General features: G+C 68.3%; 16 protein-coding genes and 1 pseudogene. 7 read left to right on the top strand and 10 right to left on the bottom strand.

The window, feature by feature from the left end; translation table 11 throughout:
- Nucleotides 1-109: 109 nt before the first annotated feature.
- The 3 genes and pseudogenes from M7H19_RS18200 to rimP all read right to left on the bottom strand — a co-directional run bounded on the left by M7H19_RS18200 (nucleotide 110) and on the right by rimP (nucleotide 2073).
- Nucleotides 110-470: pseudogene (locus tag M7H19_RS18200) on the bottom strand (YlxR family protein).
- 23 nt (nucleotides 471-493) lie between these two features.
- Nucleotides 494-1537, bottom strand: coding sequence for a transcription termination factor NusA (gene nusA, locus M7H19_RS18195; protein ID WP_298183259.1), 1044 nt, complete (start codon nucleotides 1535-1537; stop codon nucleotides 494-496).
- Nucleotides 1534-2073: a ribosome maturation factor RimP gene (rimP, locus tag M7H19_RS18190; protein ID WP_298183256.1), complete on the bottom strand. Its 540-nt coding sequence runs from the start codon at nucleotides 2071-2073 to the stop codon at nucleotides 1534-1536. The genes nusA and rimP overlap by 4 nt, the downstream gene beginning before the upstream one ends.
- A gap of 101 nt (nucleotides 2074-2174) precedes the next feature.
- Here rimP and M7H19_RS18185 point away from each other — a divergent pair, with 101 nt between their 5' ends.
- The gene (locus M7H19_RS18185) at nucleotides 2175-3143 is read left to right on the top strand and encodes a ferritin-like domain-containing protein (protein WP_298183253.1); all 969 of its coding nucleotides are present in this window, start codon (nucleotides 2175-2177) and stop codon (nucleotides 3141-3143) included.
- A gap of 18 nt (nucleotides 3144-3161) precedes the next feature.
- Here the strand turns inward: M7H19_RS18185 and M7H19_RS18180 are convergent, their stop codons facing one another.
- The 5 genes from M7H19_RS18180 to M7H19_RS18160 form a co-directional block, all read right to left on the bottom strand.
- Entirely contained in the window at nucleotides 3162-3734 is a 573-nt protein-coding gene (locus M7H19_RS18180) for a hypothetical protein (protein WP_298183250.1), read from the bottom strand.
- 480 nt (nucleotides 3735-4214) lie between these two features.
- Nucleotides 4215-5729: a PH domain-containing protein gene (locus M7H19_RS18175; protein ID WP_298183248.1), complete on the bottom strand. Its 1515-nt coding sequence runs from the start codon at nucleotides 5727-5729 to the stop codon at nucleotides 4215-4217.
- A complete protein-coding gene (locus M7H19_RS18170) occupies nucleotides 5726-6232 on the bottom strand; it encodes a PH domain-containing protein (protein ID WP_298183245.1) in 507 nt (168 codons plus the stop codon). Before M7H19_RS18170 ends, M7H19_RS18175 begins: the two co-directional genes overlap by 4 nt.
- A gap of 190 nt (nucleotides 6233-6422) precedes the next feature.
- Complete coding sequence (locus tag M7H19_RS18165) at nucleotides 6423-7562, bottom strand: CapA family protein (RefSeq protein WP_298183243.1); 1140 nt, start codon at nucleotides 7560-7562, stop codon at nucleotides 6423-6425.
- 18 nt (nucleotides 7563-7580) lie between these two features.
- Nucleotides 7581-8726 carry an MBL fold metallo-hydrolase gene (locus M7H19_RS18160; protein WP_298183240.1) on the bottom strand — a complete coding sequence of 382 codons (1146 nt, stop codon included), beginning with the start codon at nucleotides 8724-8726 and terminating at the stop codon, nucleotides 7581-7583.
- Nucleotides 8727-9097: 371 nt separating this feature from the next.
- Here M7H19_RS18160 and M7H19_RS18155 point away from each other — a divergent pair, with 371 nt between their 5' ends.
- Nucleotides 9098-10078 (top strand): sigma-70 family RNA polymerase sigma factor, encoded by a 981-nt coding sequence (locus M7H19_RS18155; RefSeq protein WP_298183237.1) that lies wholly within the window; start codon nucleotides 9098-9100, stop codon nucleotides 10076-10078.
- 204 nt (nucleotides 10079-10282) lie between these two features.
- Here the strand turns inward: M7H19_RS18155 and M7H19_RS18150 are convergent, their stop codons facing one another.
- Nucleotides 10283-10693, bottom strand: coding sequence for a ChaB family protein (locus M7H19_RS18150; protein ID WP_298183234.1), 411 nt, complete (start codon nucleotides 10691-10693; stop codon nucleotides 10283-10285).
- 135 nt (nucleotides 10694-10828) lie between these two features.
- Between M7H19_RS18150 and M7H19_RS18145 the strand changes: the two genes are divergently transcribed.
- The 5 genes from M7H19_RS18145 to M7H19_RS18125 all read left to right on the top strand — a co-directional run bounded on the left by M7H19_RS18145 (nucleotide 10829) and on the right by M7H19_RS18125 (nucleotide 14962).
- A complete protein-coding gene (locus M7H19_RS18145) occupies nucleotides 10829-11398 on the top strand; it encodes a helix-turn-helix domain-containing protein (RefSeq protein ID WP_298183232.1) in 570 nt (189 codons plus the stop codon).
- A 289-nt stretch (nucleotides 11399-11687) separates the two neighbouring features.
- Nucleotides 11688-11909 carry a hypothetical protein gene (locus M7H19_RS18140; protein ID WP_298183229.1) on the top strand — a complete coding sequence of 74 codons (222 nt, stop codon included), beginning with the start codon at nucleotides 11688-11690 and terminating at the stop codon, nucleotides 11907-11909.
- Between the two features lie 183 nt (nucleotides 11910-12092).
- Nucleotides 12093-13163, top strand: coding sequence for an isocitrate/isopropylmalate family dehydrogenase (locus M7H19_RS18135; protein ID WP_298183226.1), 1071 nt, complete (start codon nucleotides 12093-12095; stop codon nucleotides 13161-13163).
- 83 nt (nucleotides 13164-13246) lie between these two features.
- Nucleotides 13247-14011, top strand: coding sequence for a tyrosine-protein phosphatase (locus M7H19_RS18130; protein WP_298183223.1), 765 nt, complete (start codon nucleotides 13247-13249; stop codon nucleotides 14009-14011).
- Nucleotides 14012-14080: 69 nt separating this feature from the next.
- The gene (locus tag M7H19_RS18125; RefSeq protein ID WP_298183220.1) at nucleotides 14081-14962 is read left to right on the top strand and encodes a DUF4429 domain-containing protein; all 882 of its coding nucleotides are present in this window, start codon (nucleotides 14081-14083) and stop codon (nucleotides 14960-14962) included.
- 50 nt (nucleotides 14963-15012) lie between these two features.
- Here the strand turns inward: M7H19_RS18125 and ggt are convergent, their stop codons facing one another.
- A complete protein-coding gene (gene ggt / locus M7H19_RS18120; RefSeq protein ID WP_298183216.1) occupies nucleotides 15013-16848 on the bottom strand; it encodes a gamma-glutamyltransferase in 1836 nt (611 codons plus the stop codon).
- Nucleotides 16849-17027: the final 179 nt, after the last annotated feature.

Raw genomic sequence — 17027 nt, 5'->3', positions numbered from 1 at the left:
TACGCGGGCTTTGCCTGCCACTGCTCTCCTCAACTGATGAGGTCTGGCGGCGCAACCCGCAGACCTCGTCCTATCGTCGCGCGTTCATGGCTTCAGCTTCACGGCTGACTCATGACGGGTCGACCTGCTTCCTTGTACCGTTTCCGGACGTGGGAGATCCACGCCCGCCTTTGCTCGACGAGCCGTTCAACATGATGCCGCACACCGTCGGCGTTGAGCACCCCCCTGACCCGAAGGGCTCGGGGGAAAGCCCGCCGCCGCTCGGCCTTGGACACACAGTCCGGGTTCGGGTGCACCCACGCCCCCCGGCCCGGCAGCCGTCGACGTTCGTCGACGACCAACTGTCCGTCCGATGCGACCACGCGTAACAACTCGTCGACCGACGCCCGTTGCCGACATCCGACACACAGACGGACCGGTGAGGTTCCGTCCGCGTGTCGTATCGGACTCGGCTGTGGGGATCGCACCACAGCCAAGTTTAGACCTTGGTCAATCAGTCGGCGGAACCGGTCGCTGCCGGATGCCGCTTCTCGGTCGCATCCGCTTGCGGTTCCCCCGCATCGGGGGCCGCGTCGCTACGGATGTCGATCCGCCACCCGGTGAGTCGGGCCGCGAGCCGCGCGTTCTGACCTTCCTTACCGATTGCCAGGGACAACTGGAAATCGGGTACGACGACCCGGGCCGTCTTGGCCCGCTCGTCGACCACGTTTACAGATACAACCTTCGCGGGCGACAAAGCATTCCCCACGAAGCGGGCCGGATCGTCCGAGTAATCGATGATGTCGATCTTCTCGCCACCGAGCTCGCTCATCACGTTGCGCACCCGAGCACCCACGTGGCCAATGCAGGCGCCCTTGGCGTTGACGCCGGGCACGGTGGAACGCACGGCGATCTTCGATCGGTGGCCGGCCTCCCTGGCCACCGCCGTGATCTCGACGGTGCCGTCGGCGATCTCGGGCACTTCCAGGGCGAACAGCTTCCGCACCAGGTTCGGGTGGGTACGCGACAGCGTGATCTGCGGCCCACGAGCCGAGCGGGACACCCCCACCACGTACGCCTTGAGCCGCGCGCCGTGCTCGTAGACCTCGCCGGGCACCTGCTCCGCGGCGGGCAACACGCCCTCGGTGTCACCGACCTGGACGATCACCATGCCCCGGGCGTTGGCCTTGGCATCGCGCTGCACGATGCCGGCCACGATCTCGCCTTCCTGCGCCGAGAACTCGCCGTAGGTCTTCTCGTGCTCCGCGTCCCGCAGCCGCTGCAGGATGACCTGCCGGGCGGTGGCGGCCGCGATCCGGCCGAATCCCTCCGGAGTGTCGTCCCACTCCTCGAGGACCTCACCGTTCTCATCGAGCGTGTACGCAAGCACGCGTACGTACCCGGTTTTCCGGTCGATGTCGATCCTGGCGTTCGGCTGCCGCCCCTCGGTGTGCTTGTACGCCGTGAGCAGGGCGCTCTCGATGGCCTCCAGCACCGTCTCGAAGGGGATGTCCTTGTCCGCTTCGATCGCGCGCAACGCCGCGATGTCGACGTTCACCTCGACTCCTCCCTCGTTCCGGTGCCTTCCCCGATCTTGCCGTAAGCGTCGGTTTCCAGCAGCTTGAGCTCCTCGGCGGGGGGCTGTTTGAACTCAACCTCCACCACGGCCTTGCGCACGTCGGCGTAGCGTAGATCTCGCACTTCCCCGTCAACCAGTATGCGTACCGAGTCCTCTCCCGCCGCACCGACACGGCCGACATACGCGGCCCCCTCGTGCGGCGTGACCCGGACCAATCGGTTCCGAGACCTGCGCCAGTGACGGGGCTTCGTCAACGGCCTGTCGAGACCGGGTGAGGTCACCTCCAGCGTATAGGCGCCCGCGATGAGGTGGTCGTGCTGGTCAAGCACCGCGGACACCGCCCTGCTGATCTCGGCGACCTCGTCGAGTTCGACACCGTCGTCACCGTCGACCACGACCTTCACCAGCTTGCGTCTGCCCGCCTGCTGTACGTCCAGCGCGTCGAGATCGAACCCCGCGGCCCCGACGGCCTCGGCCACGAGTGGCTCCAGCCTGCTGGCGAGTTCGTTGGGCACCGTGATGCTCCCTGTTTGTCTTTGTTCTGAAGTGGTGGTCCAGCTTATCGTGCCCCGACCACCGCCCGCCCGACGTCGGCACCTGCTGGCAGGATGCATGTGTGACGTCTCGATCTGCCCGATCCGCACTGAATCGGCGGGCGCTGTTGCGGATGGCCGCGCTCACCGCGCTGGCGATCCCGACGGCTTCCGGACTCGCCGCGTGCACCGGTTACGACGATGCGCCGGACCCGCTGCGACCGCTGTGGCTGCGCGCCTCCGCCGACGCGGAAGCCGCGAAAGCCCTGGCCACCGCGTCCCCGGAGTCCGCCGAACTCGCTCACGAACTCGCCGCGATCCGCTCCGCGCACGCCGAGGCCCTGCGTGCCGAGGTCGAACGACTCAACCGCCCCGTTCCCGAGCAGGCCGACACCGCGCCGAGCTCCACGGTGAGCGACATCGCCGAACTCTGGGCCCGGATCACCGAGGCCCAGGAGGAGGCACTGCGACTGGTCGAGGACGTGCCCCGCCACCGTGCCGGTCTGGTGGGAGCCGTCAGCGCAGGCTGCGCCGCGGCACGGCAACTCGGTGAGGGCGGCCTCGAACCGGAACCCGACCTCCTCGGCGGCGCGACGATCCAATCCCTGGACGACGACACCGTCGGCGCACTGCAGTCGGCCTTGACGGCCGAGCACGCCGCCATCTGGGTGTACAACCTGGCGCAGGCGTTCCTCGGCTCGGGATTCGCGAACGGCGTCTCCCGGGGAGAACGAGCCCACATCGACCGCAGGGACGCCTGCCAGCGGGTGTTGTCCGAGGCCGGGCACACCCCGCGCCCGGCCGAACCCGCCTATGTCCCGCCCGAGGAGGTCACCGACGAGACGTCGGCCGCGCGCGCGGTGGCCACCGCCGAATCCGACGCCGCCACCGCCTGGCACGGGGTACTCGAACGCACCGACGACAAGACCGTACGGACGCTCGCCGCCAAGTGCCTCACCGGCGCCGCGACGAGGGGCGTGCACTGGCGGCTCGAAGCCGGGCTCCAACCCACCGTGCCGCCCCTGCCGGGCAGGAAGGACACCGCGAGCTGAGCACGGCCGCCCTCCTCGTCACCCGTTGCGCAGGTGATCGGCCAGTTGGGCGGCGTCGACGCTGATGTCGTGGAGCAGTTCGGAGTCGGTGTGCTCATCGAAGAACTCCGTCTCGACGATGGTCACCTCCTGGCCCTCGACCTCGGAGTGGTACTGGCCCCTGGCCACCACCGGCGCGCGCGGAAGCGAAGCCGTGCCGTCGCGCACGAGATCGTTGATGTTGCCGGTGCCGTCGGTGTCGGTGACCGCCTTCAGCTGCTGCGCCAACGAGGCGTCGGGCATGGTCACCAGCACCACGGACACCAAGGCCCTGGCTTCTCCCTCCTCGGTCACGTAAAGACCGCGGACGACCCGCTCGCAGGGCCTGTCGGCGAACCAGTCCACCATGTCGCCGTAGGAGTTGGCGGAGCAGTCGGTGGCCGTCGTCGGCCCTGCGACCACCTCGTAGGAGAACTGCCCGGCCGTCAGCGGGTCCGTCGCCTCCGGCACGACCTCGGGAGTGCCGGTCACACCGCTGCCACCACCGGACCGGACGAGTCCCCAGACAAGCCCCGCTACCACGGCCACACCCACCAAAGCGGCACCGAACACGAGTGACGAGGGACCTCGCCCCCCACCCGGCCGGGACTGGGTCGAAGTCGATGTCGAAGGCGGTGTCGTCGATGTCGAGGACGGTGCCATCGGTATCGCCGGTGCCTGTCCATGCGCGGGGCCGGGGACCTGGGACTGGGGGCCGGGTTCCCCGCCGACAGCGGGAAACGGCGCCGTACTGGTCACTCCGGGTCTGTCGGGTCTGTGCTCCTGTGCAGCCACAGGTCGTGACCGTAGTCGTTGATCAAGAGAGGGCGTTCACCACCCGTTCGACGTCGATCTCCGTGTCGTGGCTATGCGAGCCGAGCCAAGCACGACCCGCGCGGGCACCGGCGACCACACCCGCCTCGACCGGTCGTTTCACCGTGTCTCTCGCCGTGTCTCGGCGGGCAACGTCACGAGGCCTGCCGCCACCGCGTCGGCCCGTGTCATCTCGCGGCCTCGGACCGACGAGCGGTACCGCGCGGCACGACGAGGCGCCTAGTCGACTCGCTCCAGAAACGGTGTCAGCAACCCGGGCACGGCCTCCTCCGTGAACACGAGTCCCTCGTCCTCACCCAGGTCGTATGCCGAGTACGCCTGAGAACCCGCCGCCGTGGTGGCGGTGACGGTCAGCAGGCCACGCCGACGCTGGAAGAACGACTGGCGCACCGTCCACCCGATGACACCGGAACGTTGGAGTGCCACGGTGCCGCGCCGAACGGATCCGCGGCGTATGACCAGATAACCGCCCGTGATGCCGTGTCCGAGATTCCGGTACGCTTCGAAGGCCAACGCCACCGTGATCGGCACGAGCACCACGGCGCTCACCCAGGCGATGTGCAGCAACACCGACGTCACGGTCAGCCCGAGGACCACGAGTGGAAGCAACACGACCGCGACGGCGGCCAACGCCCACCGCACCCGCCTGCCGAGCGCGGCCCGCGGGTGCGCCCGCAGCCGGACCGCCTCGGTGGGTGAAACGGGTTCCCGCAGCACCGCGGCGGCGATCCGATCGGAGTGTTCGCGCGGAGCGGCGGGCTGGAGGGTGTTGTGATCGGCCTGCTTCTCCTGCTGCCCCTGCGCCAAGCCGGTGGCCACCGCATCGACGCGGGCCGCTCCGAGCAAGCGGGCACCGAGCGGTTCCACCAGCTCCACGCCCCGCAACCGCCGCTCCTCCACGGAGATCGAACGGGTGGTGAGCAAGCCACGCCGAACGCGGAGCGTTCCACCGGGCTCACGTTCCAGCCGGTACTGCCACCACATCTCCACGAACAACGCCATCGCCCCGACAGCGCCGATGACCATCCCGAGCGCCACGAGAACGAGGAGAGCGGCGACCAGAGGGAGACCTCGCAGAAGGTCGAGAGCCCACGTGATCACACTGTTCTGCAGGCCGAACCATTCCGCCACCTGCAACACGACACCGAACGCCGCCACTCCGAGGGTGGGCGTGACGAACGACATCGGCGCGTACTTCACCCAGGTGGGGCGCCACACGGACAAAGTGCCGTCATGGCCGGGCTCGGCCTCCTCGGAAGCCGCGTGCTCCAACAGTTCCCGGCGCAGCCACTCGGCGTCGGCGCGGCTGATCGGGTTCAGCGACAGCGAACTCTCGTTGCTGTCCGTACGTTCACCCGTGCCGACTTTCACGTGGGCGAGCCCGAACAGGCGCAGCAGTACGGGCGCGGTGATGTCCACGGTGCGGATGCGATCGCGGTTGAGTGATCGGCGCGTGCTCACGACGACGCCCTTGCGGAGTTCGAAACGGTCGACCGACACGTGGTACCGGGTCTTACGCCAACGGACTCGGTCCACGAGTGCGGCCGCGACCACGAGCACGACCGCGGCGGGAACCACGACCGCGACGGCCACCCCCGGCGAGAAGGAACCACCGAGCCCGATACCGACGGGCACACCCGCGAGGACCGCGACTTCCGCGGCTCGCAACGCGGTGACGACGACCGTGCGCCGATCGAGCCGCCTCCACTCCGGCTCCTGTTCGGGCGCGGTCATGTGGCGTCACCCGGTGTGTCCTGAGTGGTACGTGTCAACCGCTCGACGATGTCGGAGGCAAGCGCGTGATCGAGCCCGGGGATCGTGACAGCGCCCTTGGCCGACGCCGTGGTCACGGTGACGGTGGCGAGCCCGAACATCCGTTCCAGAGGCCCCCGCTGGGTGTCCACGGTTTGGATCCGGGACATGGGCGCCACACGCCACTCCTGCCACAGCAGCCCGGTGCGGGTGTAGACGGCGTCATCGGTGATCTCCCACCGATGCACGCGGTACCACCAAAGCGGCAACAGCACCGCGGACGGGACACCGACGACGGCGACGGCGGCGAGGGCGAACAACAGCCACGGACTCGCCGACGTGAGCACCAACGCCAGCACACCGAGCGCGAGAAGGGCCGGCACCACCACCAGCGCCCACTGCGTCCACCACCAATATCGAGCTCTGCGGTCGATCCGATTCCTCGGCGGGCGCAATCGCAACGACCCGCTCTCCCCCTGTGTCACATACCCTCCGAAATCGCTGGTCCCCACAGACGCTCAGCCTGACGAGGTCAAAGATATCCCCCGCTTGCAGCGGATCCGGATCGTAATTCGCCCGACCGTACGACGGCAGGGAAACGACACCGAAAATCGCCGGAAGCACCGGGATCGTTATCGCCGCCACACTTCCCAGTCTCCGAATGTGTTGGCCCGACTATTGGCCGGGACGAGTCAGACCGTCCTCGGCGGCGCCCCGGCTGAGCACGATCTCGTCAGTACGTTCCAACGCCTCGATCCTGCGCTCGGTCGGCTCGGCGGCGGTGAGGTCCACGAGCCGGATCGGCGGCCCCAACTCCACCAGGGTGGGCACGTACTCAGCGCGGTCCACCGTCCACTCGTCACCGTCGCGAACGAACGTGAAACGAGCCGCAAGCCCCTCCTCGCTCACTCCCCGGGGTTCGGCGTGACGTGCGACCGAATTACCGAGACCGTAGGCGACCCACTTGTCGTCGATCCTCTCGATCGGCTGCACGACATGCGCGTGATGGCCGATGATGAGGTCGATCGACTTCTCGGCCAGCAACTGTTCGGCGATCTGCTGTTGCTCGGGTGTCGGTTCGTGAACGTACTCCTGGCCCCAGTGGAGACTGGCGACGACCACGTCGGCTCCCGCGGCCCTGGCCGCCTCGGCCTCGGCGACGACGGCATCGACGTCGAGCTGGTTCGACAACCAAGGCTTGTCGGCGGGAAGCTCGAAGCCGTTGAATCCGTAGGTGTAGGACACATGTCCGACCGAAACCCCGTCCACATCGAGCACCAGCGGTGTGTCGGCCTCCTGCTCATCGCGGGCCGAGCCGGTGTGGGCGAGGTCCGCCTCGTCGAGGGCGTCGAGTGTGCTGACCACGCCGTCGGCCCCGTGGTCGAGGGTGTGGTTGGAGGCCGTGGAGCAACTGTCGTACCCGGTGTCGGAGAGTCCCTGCGCGAGTTCGGGCGGCGCGATGAACTGCGGATAGCCCGAATAGGGACCACCGTCCTCGGCGAGCGGTACCTCCAGGTGGCACAGAGCCAGGTCGGCCTCCGACACGAGCGGCCGCACCCCCTCGAACAGGGGCGCGTAGTCGAACTCGTCCTCGCCGCCTCGTCCAGCCGACGCCGCGTCCTCGGCCGCCTGCTCGGTCAACGGAGGGTGGATGAGGATGTCACCGGTGGCGACGACGGTGAACGTCGAGGGCAGGGCATCGGCCGCGGTGGACGGCGGGGTCTGCTCGGCGACGGAGTCGGGCTCCGCCGAGGTGCCGCAGGCGGCGACGAGCGTGACGGTACCGAGCAGCGCGGCCACGGCGCGACGCGACATGGATGACCCTTTCCGCGGTTACAGCCGAACGGGGTCATCCTGCCCGTTCACTCGGGACGCTTCGAACCCACCCCTTGAAAGAGAACGCCACCAGGGAACCACCTCGGGCGGCGCGCTCACGTCGATGCGTTCACCCGGGCGTGGCACCGCCACCCGCACCCCTGCCTCGCTCGCGGCCCGCAGCACACGCTCCACCGGATCCGCCCACCCGTGAGGCGCGAGGGTGAAGGTGGCCCAGTGCACGGGTACGAGCAACCGCCCCCGTACGTCGAGATGCGTAGCCACACCGTCCTCCGGAGTCATGTGGATGTCCGGCCAACTCGTGGCGTAGGCGCCGACCTGGATGAGGGTGAGATCGAACGGGCCGTGGTCGCGGCCGATGTCGGCGAACGCGTCGCAGTACCCGGTGTCACCGCTGTAGAACACGCGGTGCCGCTTCCCGGAAAGCACCCACGACGCCCACAGAGTGGTGTTGCGGGCGAAGGCACGGCCGGAGAAGTGTTGCGCGGGAGTGGCGGTGATACGTAGCGAGTCCACCCGCGTGTGCTCATGCCAGTCGAGCTCCACGATCCGGTCTTCCGAGACGCCCCAGGCCCGCAGATGAGCACCCACACCCAACGGCACCACGAACGGGGCCGACTGTTCGCGGGCCAACGTCCGGACCGTCGCCGTGTCGAGGTGGTCGTAATGATCGTGCGAGATCACGATCGCGTCGAGGCGGGGCAGGTCGGTGAGACGATGCGGCACGGGATGCAGGCGTCGAGGCCCCACCAACCACGACGGCGAGGCCCGTTCGCTCCACATCGGATCGAACAGCACACGGACGCCGTCGAGCTCCACGAGTGAGCTCGCGTGACCGAACCACGTGACGTGCAGGCCTTCGGCGGGCGCGGGAGTCGGTCCCACGAGCGGCACCGGACCGAGCGGTTTCTTCGGCCCTCTCGTCACGGCCACATCGCGCACCACGTTCCGAACACTCCCGCGCGGCAACCAGCGTGCCGGGCGCGCGTTGTGGAACGAACCGTCACGGTACTGCGGCGAGGAACGCAGGATGCGCGGGTCGGGCCTACCGCCCAGGGCTTCGTAGACGCCTGTCGCTGCGGCCAGCGCCGCCGCACCGAGCAGCCCGAGACTCACCGCCAACAGGCCTGCTGCTCCACGCATCCGTCCACGCTCCCGTACAACCCGTACAAAGCCCGTACAACCCCCGCGTCGAGCCACGCTACCGACACATTCACAACCTAGCCGCGCCGCGGAGCGTCCGGCTCGAGATCCGGACGTGGCATCACCGAGGACAGCGATGCGAGCACGCTGCGTGCCGTCAGCGCCGCGACCGCGCGTGCGGCTCGCCCGCACCGAGGATACGGAGGCCTACGCAGGGCGCGGACACGACTACGCAAAATGCGGACACGGCTACACAGGCTGCGGACACGCCGGGCATCCGGTGTCAGCAGTCACACCTAGGCCCTCTGGCCTGCGCACATGGAATGCTACCGGCCCGCGCGGCGTTGCCCTACCGGAAGGAGGGAGCAGAATTGGCTGACGCCACGCTAACCGCCGCACGCCCCTCGGGCCCTCAGCGCAACCGTCTCGCGAACGAGGAGCCCGACATCGTGCGCTACTACCTCGACGAAGTCGGCGCGACCCCTCTGTTGACCGCCAACGAGGAGGTGGATCTCGCCAAGCGTATCGAAGCAGGAGTTTACGCGGCCGAGTTGCTCCGCCGGGCCGACGAGGGCGAGATCACACTCGTCCACGACCGTCGGGACCTGGAGACCGTCGCTCGCGACGGGCAACGCGCCAAGGACCACATGATCCGGGCCAACCTCCGCCTGGTCGTCACCGCTGCGCGGAAGAACCGCCACACGAACCTGCCCTTGCTGGACGCCATCCAGGAAGGCAACCTCGGCCTGATCCGGGCCGTGGAGAAGTTCGACTACGCCAAGGGCTTCAAGTTCTCTACCTATGCTATGTGGTGGATCCGGCAAGCGATCCAACGCGGTAACGCGTTCCAGAGCAACGCCATCCGGCTGCCGATGCACGTCAGCGAGCAGGTGGCCAAGTTGGACCGCCTGGAGCGCACCCTGCAGGCGCGCAGCAACCACGAGCTCACAGTGGAGGAACTGGCCACCGCGGCCGAGATGCCGGTGGAGCGGGTGGAGGCGCTGCGCCAGGCCGGTCGATCGACCGTCAGCCTGGACATGTCCCTCGACGAGGACGGCGAACTGTACCTGCGTGACCTCGTGGCGGACGGGACCGTCCCCGCGGTCGGCGAGGGTATCGAGCGGCAAGCCATGATCGACCAGGTGCGGGCCACACTCGACAGCCTCCCGCCCACGGAGGCGGCCGTGGTGTCGCTGCGTTACGGCCTGCGAGACGGCCGCCAGCACACCATTCCGGAGATCTCGAAGCGCCTGGGATTGAGCCGCAAGCGGGTGCGCACACTCGAACAGCGCGCCCTCACCCTGCTGCGGGAACCGCAGCGCCGCGAGCCGTTGCTCGACTGGGCGAGCTGATCGGCCTGATCGGCCCCGCATCGAATCGGCGGCGGATCGACACCGACGTGACCCCGCCAGGTCGTGACGACACCGACATGACCCCCGTCAGGTCATGACGGGGGTCGAAGGAGCCCGAAGCGGGGTCCGGCACCGCCTGCCTCCATCACTCAATGAATCCAGTCGATTTCACAGCGCATCGCTAGATTCGCCGTGCTCGGCGACTCACGAGGATCCGCTCCCGCGGGCCTTGGCCGTCCTGCGGCCACTGGCCTTCTGCAACGCGTCGACGAGATCCTGCTTGTTCATGGAGGAGCGGCCGGGGATGTCGAGTTGCCTGGCACGCTCGTAAAGGTGCTGTTTGCTGGCGTTCGCGTCCACTCCGCCGGCCGTTTTGGTGGCACGTTGTCCCGCGCCACGTGAGGCCTGCTTGTCGGACGGCCCCTTCCGGTCCTTCGGCTCCCAGCGGTCGCCGACTTTTTCGAAGGTGTGCTTGAGCGCCGCGAAAGCAGTCTGGTGGGCCCGCCTGCCCTCGCCGTAGGTCTTGACGGCGGAGTCGTGCGCCTCGATCCACGTGCGCTGCGCCTTCTTCGGGGAGCGCTGCAACGTACTCGGAAGTTCCTTGCGTCCCGGCACAGGTACCACCTGCCTTGTGATCGGTTGCTCTCGTGCCGTCTGCCGTCCGAGTTGCCGTTATCCCGGTTCGGCAAACGCACATCTGGACATCTGGAAGGCGGGGGCCGTTCATCGACACGGCCGTTCTTCGGGACCGTGCTCGATCACCTCATCACCGACCACGGCCTCTACCAGGGCACGGACACACCACGACTGGCCTCGGTACTTCGGGAGGCTCTCGCGGGCCTGTTCGTGCACGCGTTGAAGGAGAAGGAACAGTACGTTCCCACAGCGGTACTCCGCCGGGATCTCCTTTTGCGGATGCGGTCGTTCATCGATCAGAACCTGTCCGACCAGGAGCTCGGGCCACGGCTGATCGCGGCTGTGCACAACGTCTCGATCAGTTACGTCCACCGATTGTTCGGCGACGACGGAACCACGGTGGCGGGATGGATCCGCGAACAGCGGTTGCAACGGGCCTACAGGGATCTCTCCGACCCGGCGATGTGCGCCGTACCCGTCCATCACATCGCGGCGCGCTGGGGGTTCTCGCACCACGCGGCGTTCACCCGCGCTTTCCGCGCCGCCTACGGCATCGCTCCCCGGGACCTTCGACGCAAGGCGCTGCCCCAGACGCAAACGGCATGGAGAGAACGTCAAAAGAGCGAAGAGGCTGTGCTAACGACATCCCCCGTGGTCCACACCAACATGGTGTCCAGACGGTGATGCCCGTGCTACTCAGTGCGGGCACGGATCGGGACGCAGGGGGAAGCACGATGCGCAAGATCCGCACACTCGCGGTGGGTGTCGCGGCGCTGTTCCTGGCGCTTCTGCCGGCGACAGCGTCCGCAGCCCAGGAGGCACCGGTGGCCGGTGAGGAGGGGGCGTCGGCCGCCGCTGCGCTCGAGACCGACCGCGCCAAGAAGGGGACTTATCCGGGTGGACTGGACTGCATGACGGTTACCGGCGCCCAGGCGTGTTTCGAAGCCTACGGCGACAAGTGTGGGTCCAGGACATGGTGGCCGACGGTGCCTCGGCCGTCGTCTACTGGGACAACTACCGCGACGGCGAGCTTTACCGCTACGGACGGTGTGAGAACCGACTGGGATCCGGGAACTGGGGCGTGTGCAACAAGAACTACTACGAAGGCAGCACGCTCGAGTATCAGGTCTGCGTGCAGGACTTCTCCGAGAATCGGATCATCCGCTGCTCGGCGGTGCACCAACTCATCGCCTGATCGACGGTGAGTTCCCGAATTGTCGGGATCACACCACTGGCCGTCCCGCTCGTTGTCCCGAGCCGGATGTGCCCGCCTCGATCGCCCGGCCGTCACTCAAGGCCGGGCGATCTTCTTTTTCGCCTTCGCCGCTCCTCGAACACCACGGCCACAGCCGGGCGTCCGCCGCTATAGTCGCCGGTCATGACCGGCACGAGGATCGGGCTGATTCGCGGCGACGGCATCGGCCCCGAGATCGTCGACGCCGCCGTGCGGGTGCTCGACGCGTTGGCCGACCTGGCGCCGGGATCACGGGGCTGGGACTACGTGGAGATCGACGCGGGCGCCGACACCTATCGCCGCACCGGCGTCGCGTGCGCCGAGGCGGACGTACGGCGGTTGCGGGACGAGGTGGACGCCACGCTGAAGGGCCCGGTCGGCCTACCCGACGTGCGCACTCCGGACGGGACCGAGGCCGGAGTGCTCGGCGGCATCCTGCGCACGGGGCTGGACACCTACGCCAACGTACGGCCCGTGCGCTCCTGGCTGGGCGTGCCGTCCCGGGTGCGGGCGAAAGAGGTCGACTACGTCATCGTCCGGGAGAACACCGAGGGCCTGTACGCGTCGCGGGACAAAGGTGTGGGCAACCGCTGGGCGGTGACGGACACGCTCCTGGCCACCCGTGAGGGCACTTTGCGGGTCGCGCGTAAGGCGTTCGCGATCGCCGCGGCTCGGCGGGGCGCGGCCGCCGATGGAGTGCGTCGGGTCACCTGTGTCGACAAGAGCAACGTGCTGCGTAGTCACGCGTTCTTCCGCGAGGTGGTGACGGAGGTGGCGGCGGAGTTCCCGCAAGTGGAACTGGAGTACCGCTACGCCGACGCCGCCGCACAGGACCTCGTGCTGTCTCCCGAACGGTTCGACGTCCTCGTGATGGAGAACTTCCTCGGTGACGTGCTCAGCGATCTCGGCGGAGCCACGGTGGGCGGCATCGGCTTGTGCCCCGCGGGCAACATCGGCGACGGTGCCGCGTACTTCGAACCCGTGCACGGCAGCGCCCCCGACCTGGCCGGACGGGACAGGGCCAACCCGGTGGGACAGTTGCTGGCCTCCGTGATGCTGCTCGATCACCTGGGCCACGTCGACGAGGCCACGCGCCTGCGGCGGGCCGTGTCGTCGGTGCTGGCCCGCGGCGCCGTGCGGATCGAGACCGACGGGACCGTGACGGGTGGCGCCCGCGCCGTCGCCGACGCGGTCGTCGCCGCGCTGCGGGATTGACCCCGGCATTTCAGTCCACATGCGACGCCAATGGACCCGATTCGCTCCTGGCTTTCGGCGTCGAACGCTGGGACAATGGCGGCGTGATGTGGCTGGAGCTTGAAGGTGCCGTGAACACCCGCGATGTCGGCGGGATCCCCACCGACGACGGAGCGAAGATCGCTCCCGGCCGCTTGTTGCGGTCGGACAACCTGCAGGATCTCTCCCCCGCCGACGTGACGCGCCTGGTGGAGGACGTGCGACTCGACACGGTGGTGGACCTCCGTTCACCCTTGGAAGTGGCCGCCGAAGGGCCCACACCACTGGGCCGGGTGAGTCACATCATTCACGTCAACCACTCACTGCTGCCCGAGCGCGGTATCGACGCCGGGGCCGAGGCCCTGCTCGTGCGACGCAAGCGGGAGGAGGAACGCCATCCCGGCGATCCGTCGTACCCGCACTACCTCGGTTACGTGGAAAACCGCCCCGACAGCATCGTCGCCGCCCTGCGGGCCATCACGCGTGCCTCCGGGGCTGCGCTGGTGCACTGCGCGGCGGGTAAGGACCGCACGGGCGTCGTCGTGGCCTTCGCTCTCACCGTGGCCGGAGCGCGCCGGGAGGACATCATCCGCGACTACGCGGCCACCGGCGAGCGGTTGCACCTCATCCTGGAACGTCTCCGCAGCACGCCCACCTATTCCAGGAACATCGACAGCGTGCCCGAGGACCATCATCGGCCGCGCGCCGAGATCATGGAGGCTTTCCTGGAACAGGTGGATCGGCGCTACGGCGGCGTGGAGGAAGTGCTCGGGCGTAACGGCTTCGGCGACGACGAACTCGACGCCCTGTACCGCAAGTTGCGGGAGTGACGTCCCCGCTCGCGCTGTCACGGTCGCCCGCCGACGAGAACCGATTCGGTACTGCCCTATTCTGCCGACATGGCTGAGCTGACCTCACCCTTCGGTACCTGGACGTTCGATGGGCAGACGCTGCGTATCACGCCCGGTTCGCACCGGCGTGTCCACAAGGTGAGGAAAGCTCTCGGCGAGGTGGCGGTCCCTCTCACCGCCATAGCCGGCATCTCCTACGAACCCGGCCGTAAGACCGGTCGTCTGCGGGTGCGACTCAAAGCAGGCGCCGACCCTTTGTCACAGGTCGCCGGCGGACATCTCAACGACAACGCCGACCCCTATCAGCTGACGGTCGAGCCGGAACAGCAACAGGCGGCCGAGTACCTGGTGGACGCCGTGCGGTTCAGTCCACGCCCCGCCGACGACCCGGAGACTTTCGACCATTACGTGCTGCCGGGTCCGCCGGTTCCGGTGCATGTGTCGATATCGGAGGGCTCGGTGTCGTGTGACGGCTCCCGCGTCGTCATCGATTGGGGTTGGCAGGCGCCCGAGGCCAAAAGCAAGCTCGGTCGAAGGGAACTCAATCTCACCACGCTCGACGGGGTGGACTGGCGGCCGATGAGCGGGCTGACCGACGGTCTGCTGCGGTTCCGCGTGCGCGGGTTGGAGACGGCGCTGCCGCCCGAGGCCGATCCGCATTGCCTGCGGTTGGGCTGGGGAACCGAGAACGAGTTGTTGACCGTGCTCGTCGCCGCGGCCGTCACGGCCCGGCTGCCACATCCCAACACCCCCGCCGAGTCGGCACACCTCGAACAAGGCCGAGCACAAGCCGATGCGAACTCGCTCGACGATGTGGACGGGATCTTGCGACGGCTGAGAGAGCTCGGCGACCTGCACCGGGACGGCATTCTCGACGACGACGAGTTCGCCGCGGCCAAACAGGCACTGCTGCGCAGGATGACCGGTTGAGAACGACCGTTGAACATCGCCACAGCGGTGCCCGGCCAGTGGCGTGGACGTCAGCGAGCTGGGCGCACCACCCCGGCGTGTCCTCCCCCACGGCGCTCCGGCTCGGCCACGGCCTGCAACGTCCCGTCCGGCGACACCTCGATGGCCGCCATCGCGCCGATCTCCGAGGACGACGAGAACTCGTGTCCGTAGCCCGAAAGCGCGGAACCGTACGCCTCACGGAAAGCGGGTTCGGCCGACACGGTGGCGGTGTTGCGTGGCGTGGCGCGCGGCGCCGCGAGCGCTGTCGGCAGGTCCATGCCGAAGTCGATGCGGTTCAGCAACGTCTGGGACACCGTGGTGATGATCGTGGAGCCACCCGGTGAACCGAGCACGAGCCACGGCTTTCCGTCGTCGAACACGATGGTCGGCGTCATCGACGAACGGGGGCGTTTGCCGCCTTCGATACGGTTCGGGTCCGCGGGATCGTAGACGTGGCTGAAGTCGGTGAGTTCGTTGTTGAGCAGGAAGCCTCGGCCGGGCACCGTGATACCGCTGCCACCGGTCTGCTCGATGGTCAACGTGTACGACACCACGTTGCCCCATCGGTCCACAACGGACAGATGCGTGGTGGACGGACCCTCCGTGTCGGGGCGGTCCACGACGGTGCCCCCGGTATCGGCACAGGACGGGTCGTAGTCGCCGTCGGCGCTTCCGGCGGCCACGGGTTTGGGAGCCGCCGCCGTGGGGTCGAGTTCACACACGCGCTCGGCGGCGAAACCGTCGGACAGCAGCTCCTCGGTGGGAACGTCGACGAAGCTCTCGTCACCCAGGTAGCGGGCACGGTCGGCGTAGGCCAGAGCGGATGCCTCGAAGTAGTGGTGCAGTGCCTTCTCCTGGCCCATCGAGGCCAGGTCGAACCGCTCCAGGATGTTCAGTGTCTCCCCGACGGTCGTCCCACCGCTGGACGGCGGGCCCATCCCGACGACTTCGTAGCCGCGATAGTCGTGCCGGGTCGGCTCCGGCCACAACACCTCGTATGCCGCCATGTCCTCGGCGGTCATGTGTCCTTCGGGAACGGGGAGGTCGGTCCGGCCGGACAACGGCGGGGCCTGCACGGTCTCGACGATCTCGTCGGCCACCGGACCGGTGTAGAACCAGTCAACGCCTCGGCGTCCGAGCTCGGCGTAGGTGCGGGCAAGATCGTGGTTGCGGAACACCGACCCCACCTCAGGGGCGTCCCCATCGGGGAGGAACAGGTCGGCTGTCGACGTGATCGCCGAGAAACGCTCGGCGTTGTCGAGTGTCTGCTTGCGGAACTCCTCGTCCACCACGAACCCACGCCGGGCCAGGTGCGTCGCCGGACGCAGCGCCTCCGACAGCGAGTACGTTCCCCATTCCCGGAGAGCGGCGTCCCAGGTGGCGGGCGTTCCGGGAACCCCGACAGCCGCGCCGCTGGTGACCATTTCCGGAAAGAGCGGGTACGGTTCCCCGGTCGCCGGGTCGATGAAAGCATCGCGCGGCATGGCCTCGGGCGCGGTCTCCCGCCCGTCGATGGTCCCCACCTCGCCGGTTCTCGCGTCGTAGTGGACGAAGAACCCACCGCCTCCGACACCCGCGCTGTAGGGTTCGGTGACACCCAACGCCGCAGCGGTCGCCACGGCGGCGTCCGTGGCGTTCCCGCCTCGACGGAGCACTTCCAGTCCGATGGCGGTGGCCTCGGGGTCCACGGAACTCACCGCTCCACCACTGCCGACGGCGATGGGGGTCTTCTCGACCGGCCGTGGCTGCGCCACAGCCGCCGCAGCCGTGGACTGGGTGAACGTCGCCAGACTCGCCGTCATCCCCACCGCGGCCAGGCACGCCAGGGCACGGTGACGGGCGGAGCGTGTGACGCCTGTGGACATCCCCACCTCCCGGTGATCGGAATCGGTGGCCCCGCGGTCGTACGGAACCGCCTCCAGCATGGTCCACGATGGACCGCACCACAGCTCTACGCCGCCCGGACGATTTACTTTCCCCCGATTGCTCCGGCTACTACGCCACCCGAGTGGTGACAGCACGGCGGGCCACAACACATCACCCG

It is taken from the genome of Saccharomonospora sp., from assembly GCF_027317685.1.
Classification (GTDB): Bacteria; Actinomycetota; Actinomycetes; order Mycobacteriales; family Pseudonocardiaceae; genus Saccharomonospora.
Note: the sequence above shows the minus strand (reverse complement) of the source record. Positions and strands in the feature narration are given on the sequence as shown.

What these genes read in the sequence shown, in the direction of transcription:
- M7H19_RS18135 (WP_298183226.1), top strand. Translation starts at nt 12,093, where the DNA reads ATGACCGGCACGAGGATCGGGCTGATTCGCGGCGACGGCATCGGCCCC.
- M7H19_RS18175 (WP_298183248.1), bottom strand. Translation starts at nt 5,729, where the DNA reads ATGACCGCGCCCGAACAGGAGCCGGAGTGGAGGCGGCTCGATCGGCGC.
- M7H19_RS18125 (WP_298183220.1), top strand. Translation starts at nt 14,081, where the DNA reads ATGGCTGAGCTGACCTCACCCTTCGGTACCTGGACGTTCGATGGGCAG.
- M7H19_RS18165 (WP_298183243.1), bottom strand. Translation starts at nt 7,562, where the DNA reads ATGTCGCGTCGCGCCGTGGCCGCGCTGCTCGGTACCGTCACGCTCGTC.
- M7H19_RS18160 (WP_298183240.1), bottom strand. Translation starts at nt 8,726, where the DNA reads ATGCGTGGAGCAGCAGGCCTGTTGGCGGTGAGTCTCGGGCTGCTCGGT.
- M7H19_RS18140 (WP_298183229.1), top strand. Translation starts at nt 11,688, where the DNA reads ATGGTGGCCGACGGTGCCTCGGCCGTCGTCTACTGGGACAACTACCGC.
- ggt (WP_298183216.1), bottom strand. Translation starts at nt 16,848, where the DNA reads ATGTCCACAGGCGTCACACGCTCCGCCCGTCACCGTGCCCTGGCGTGC.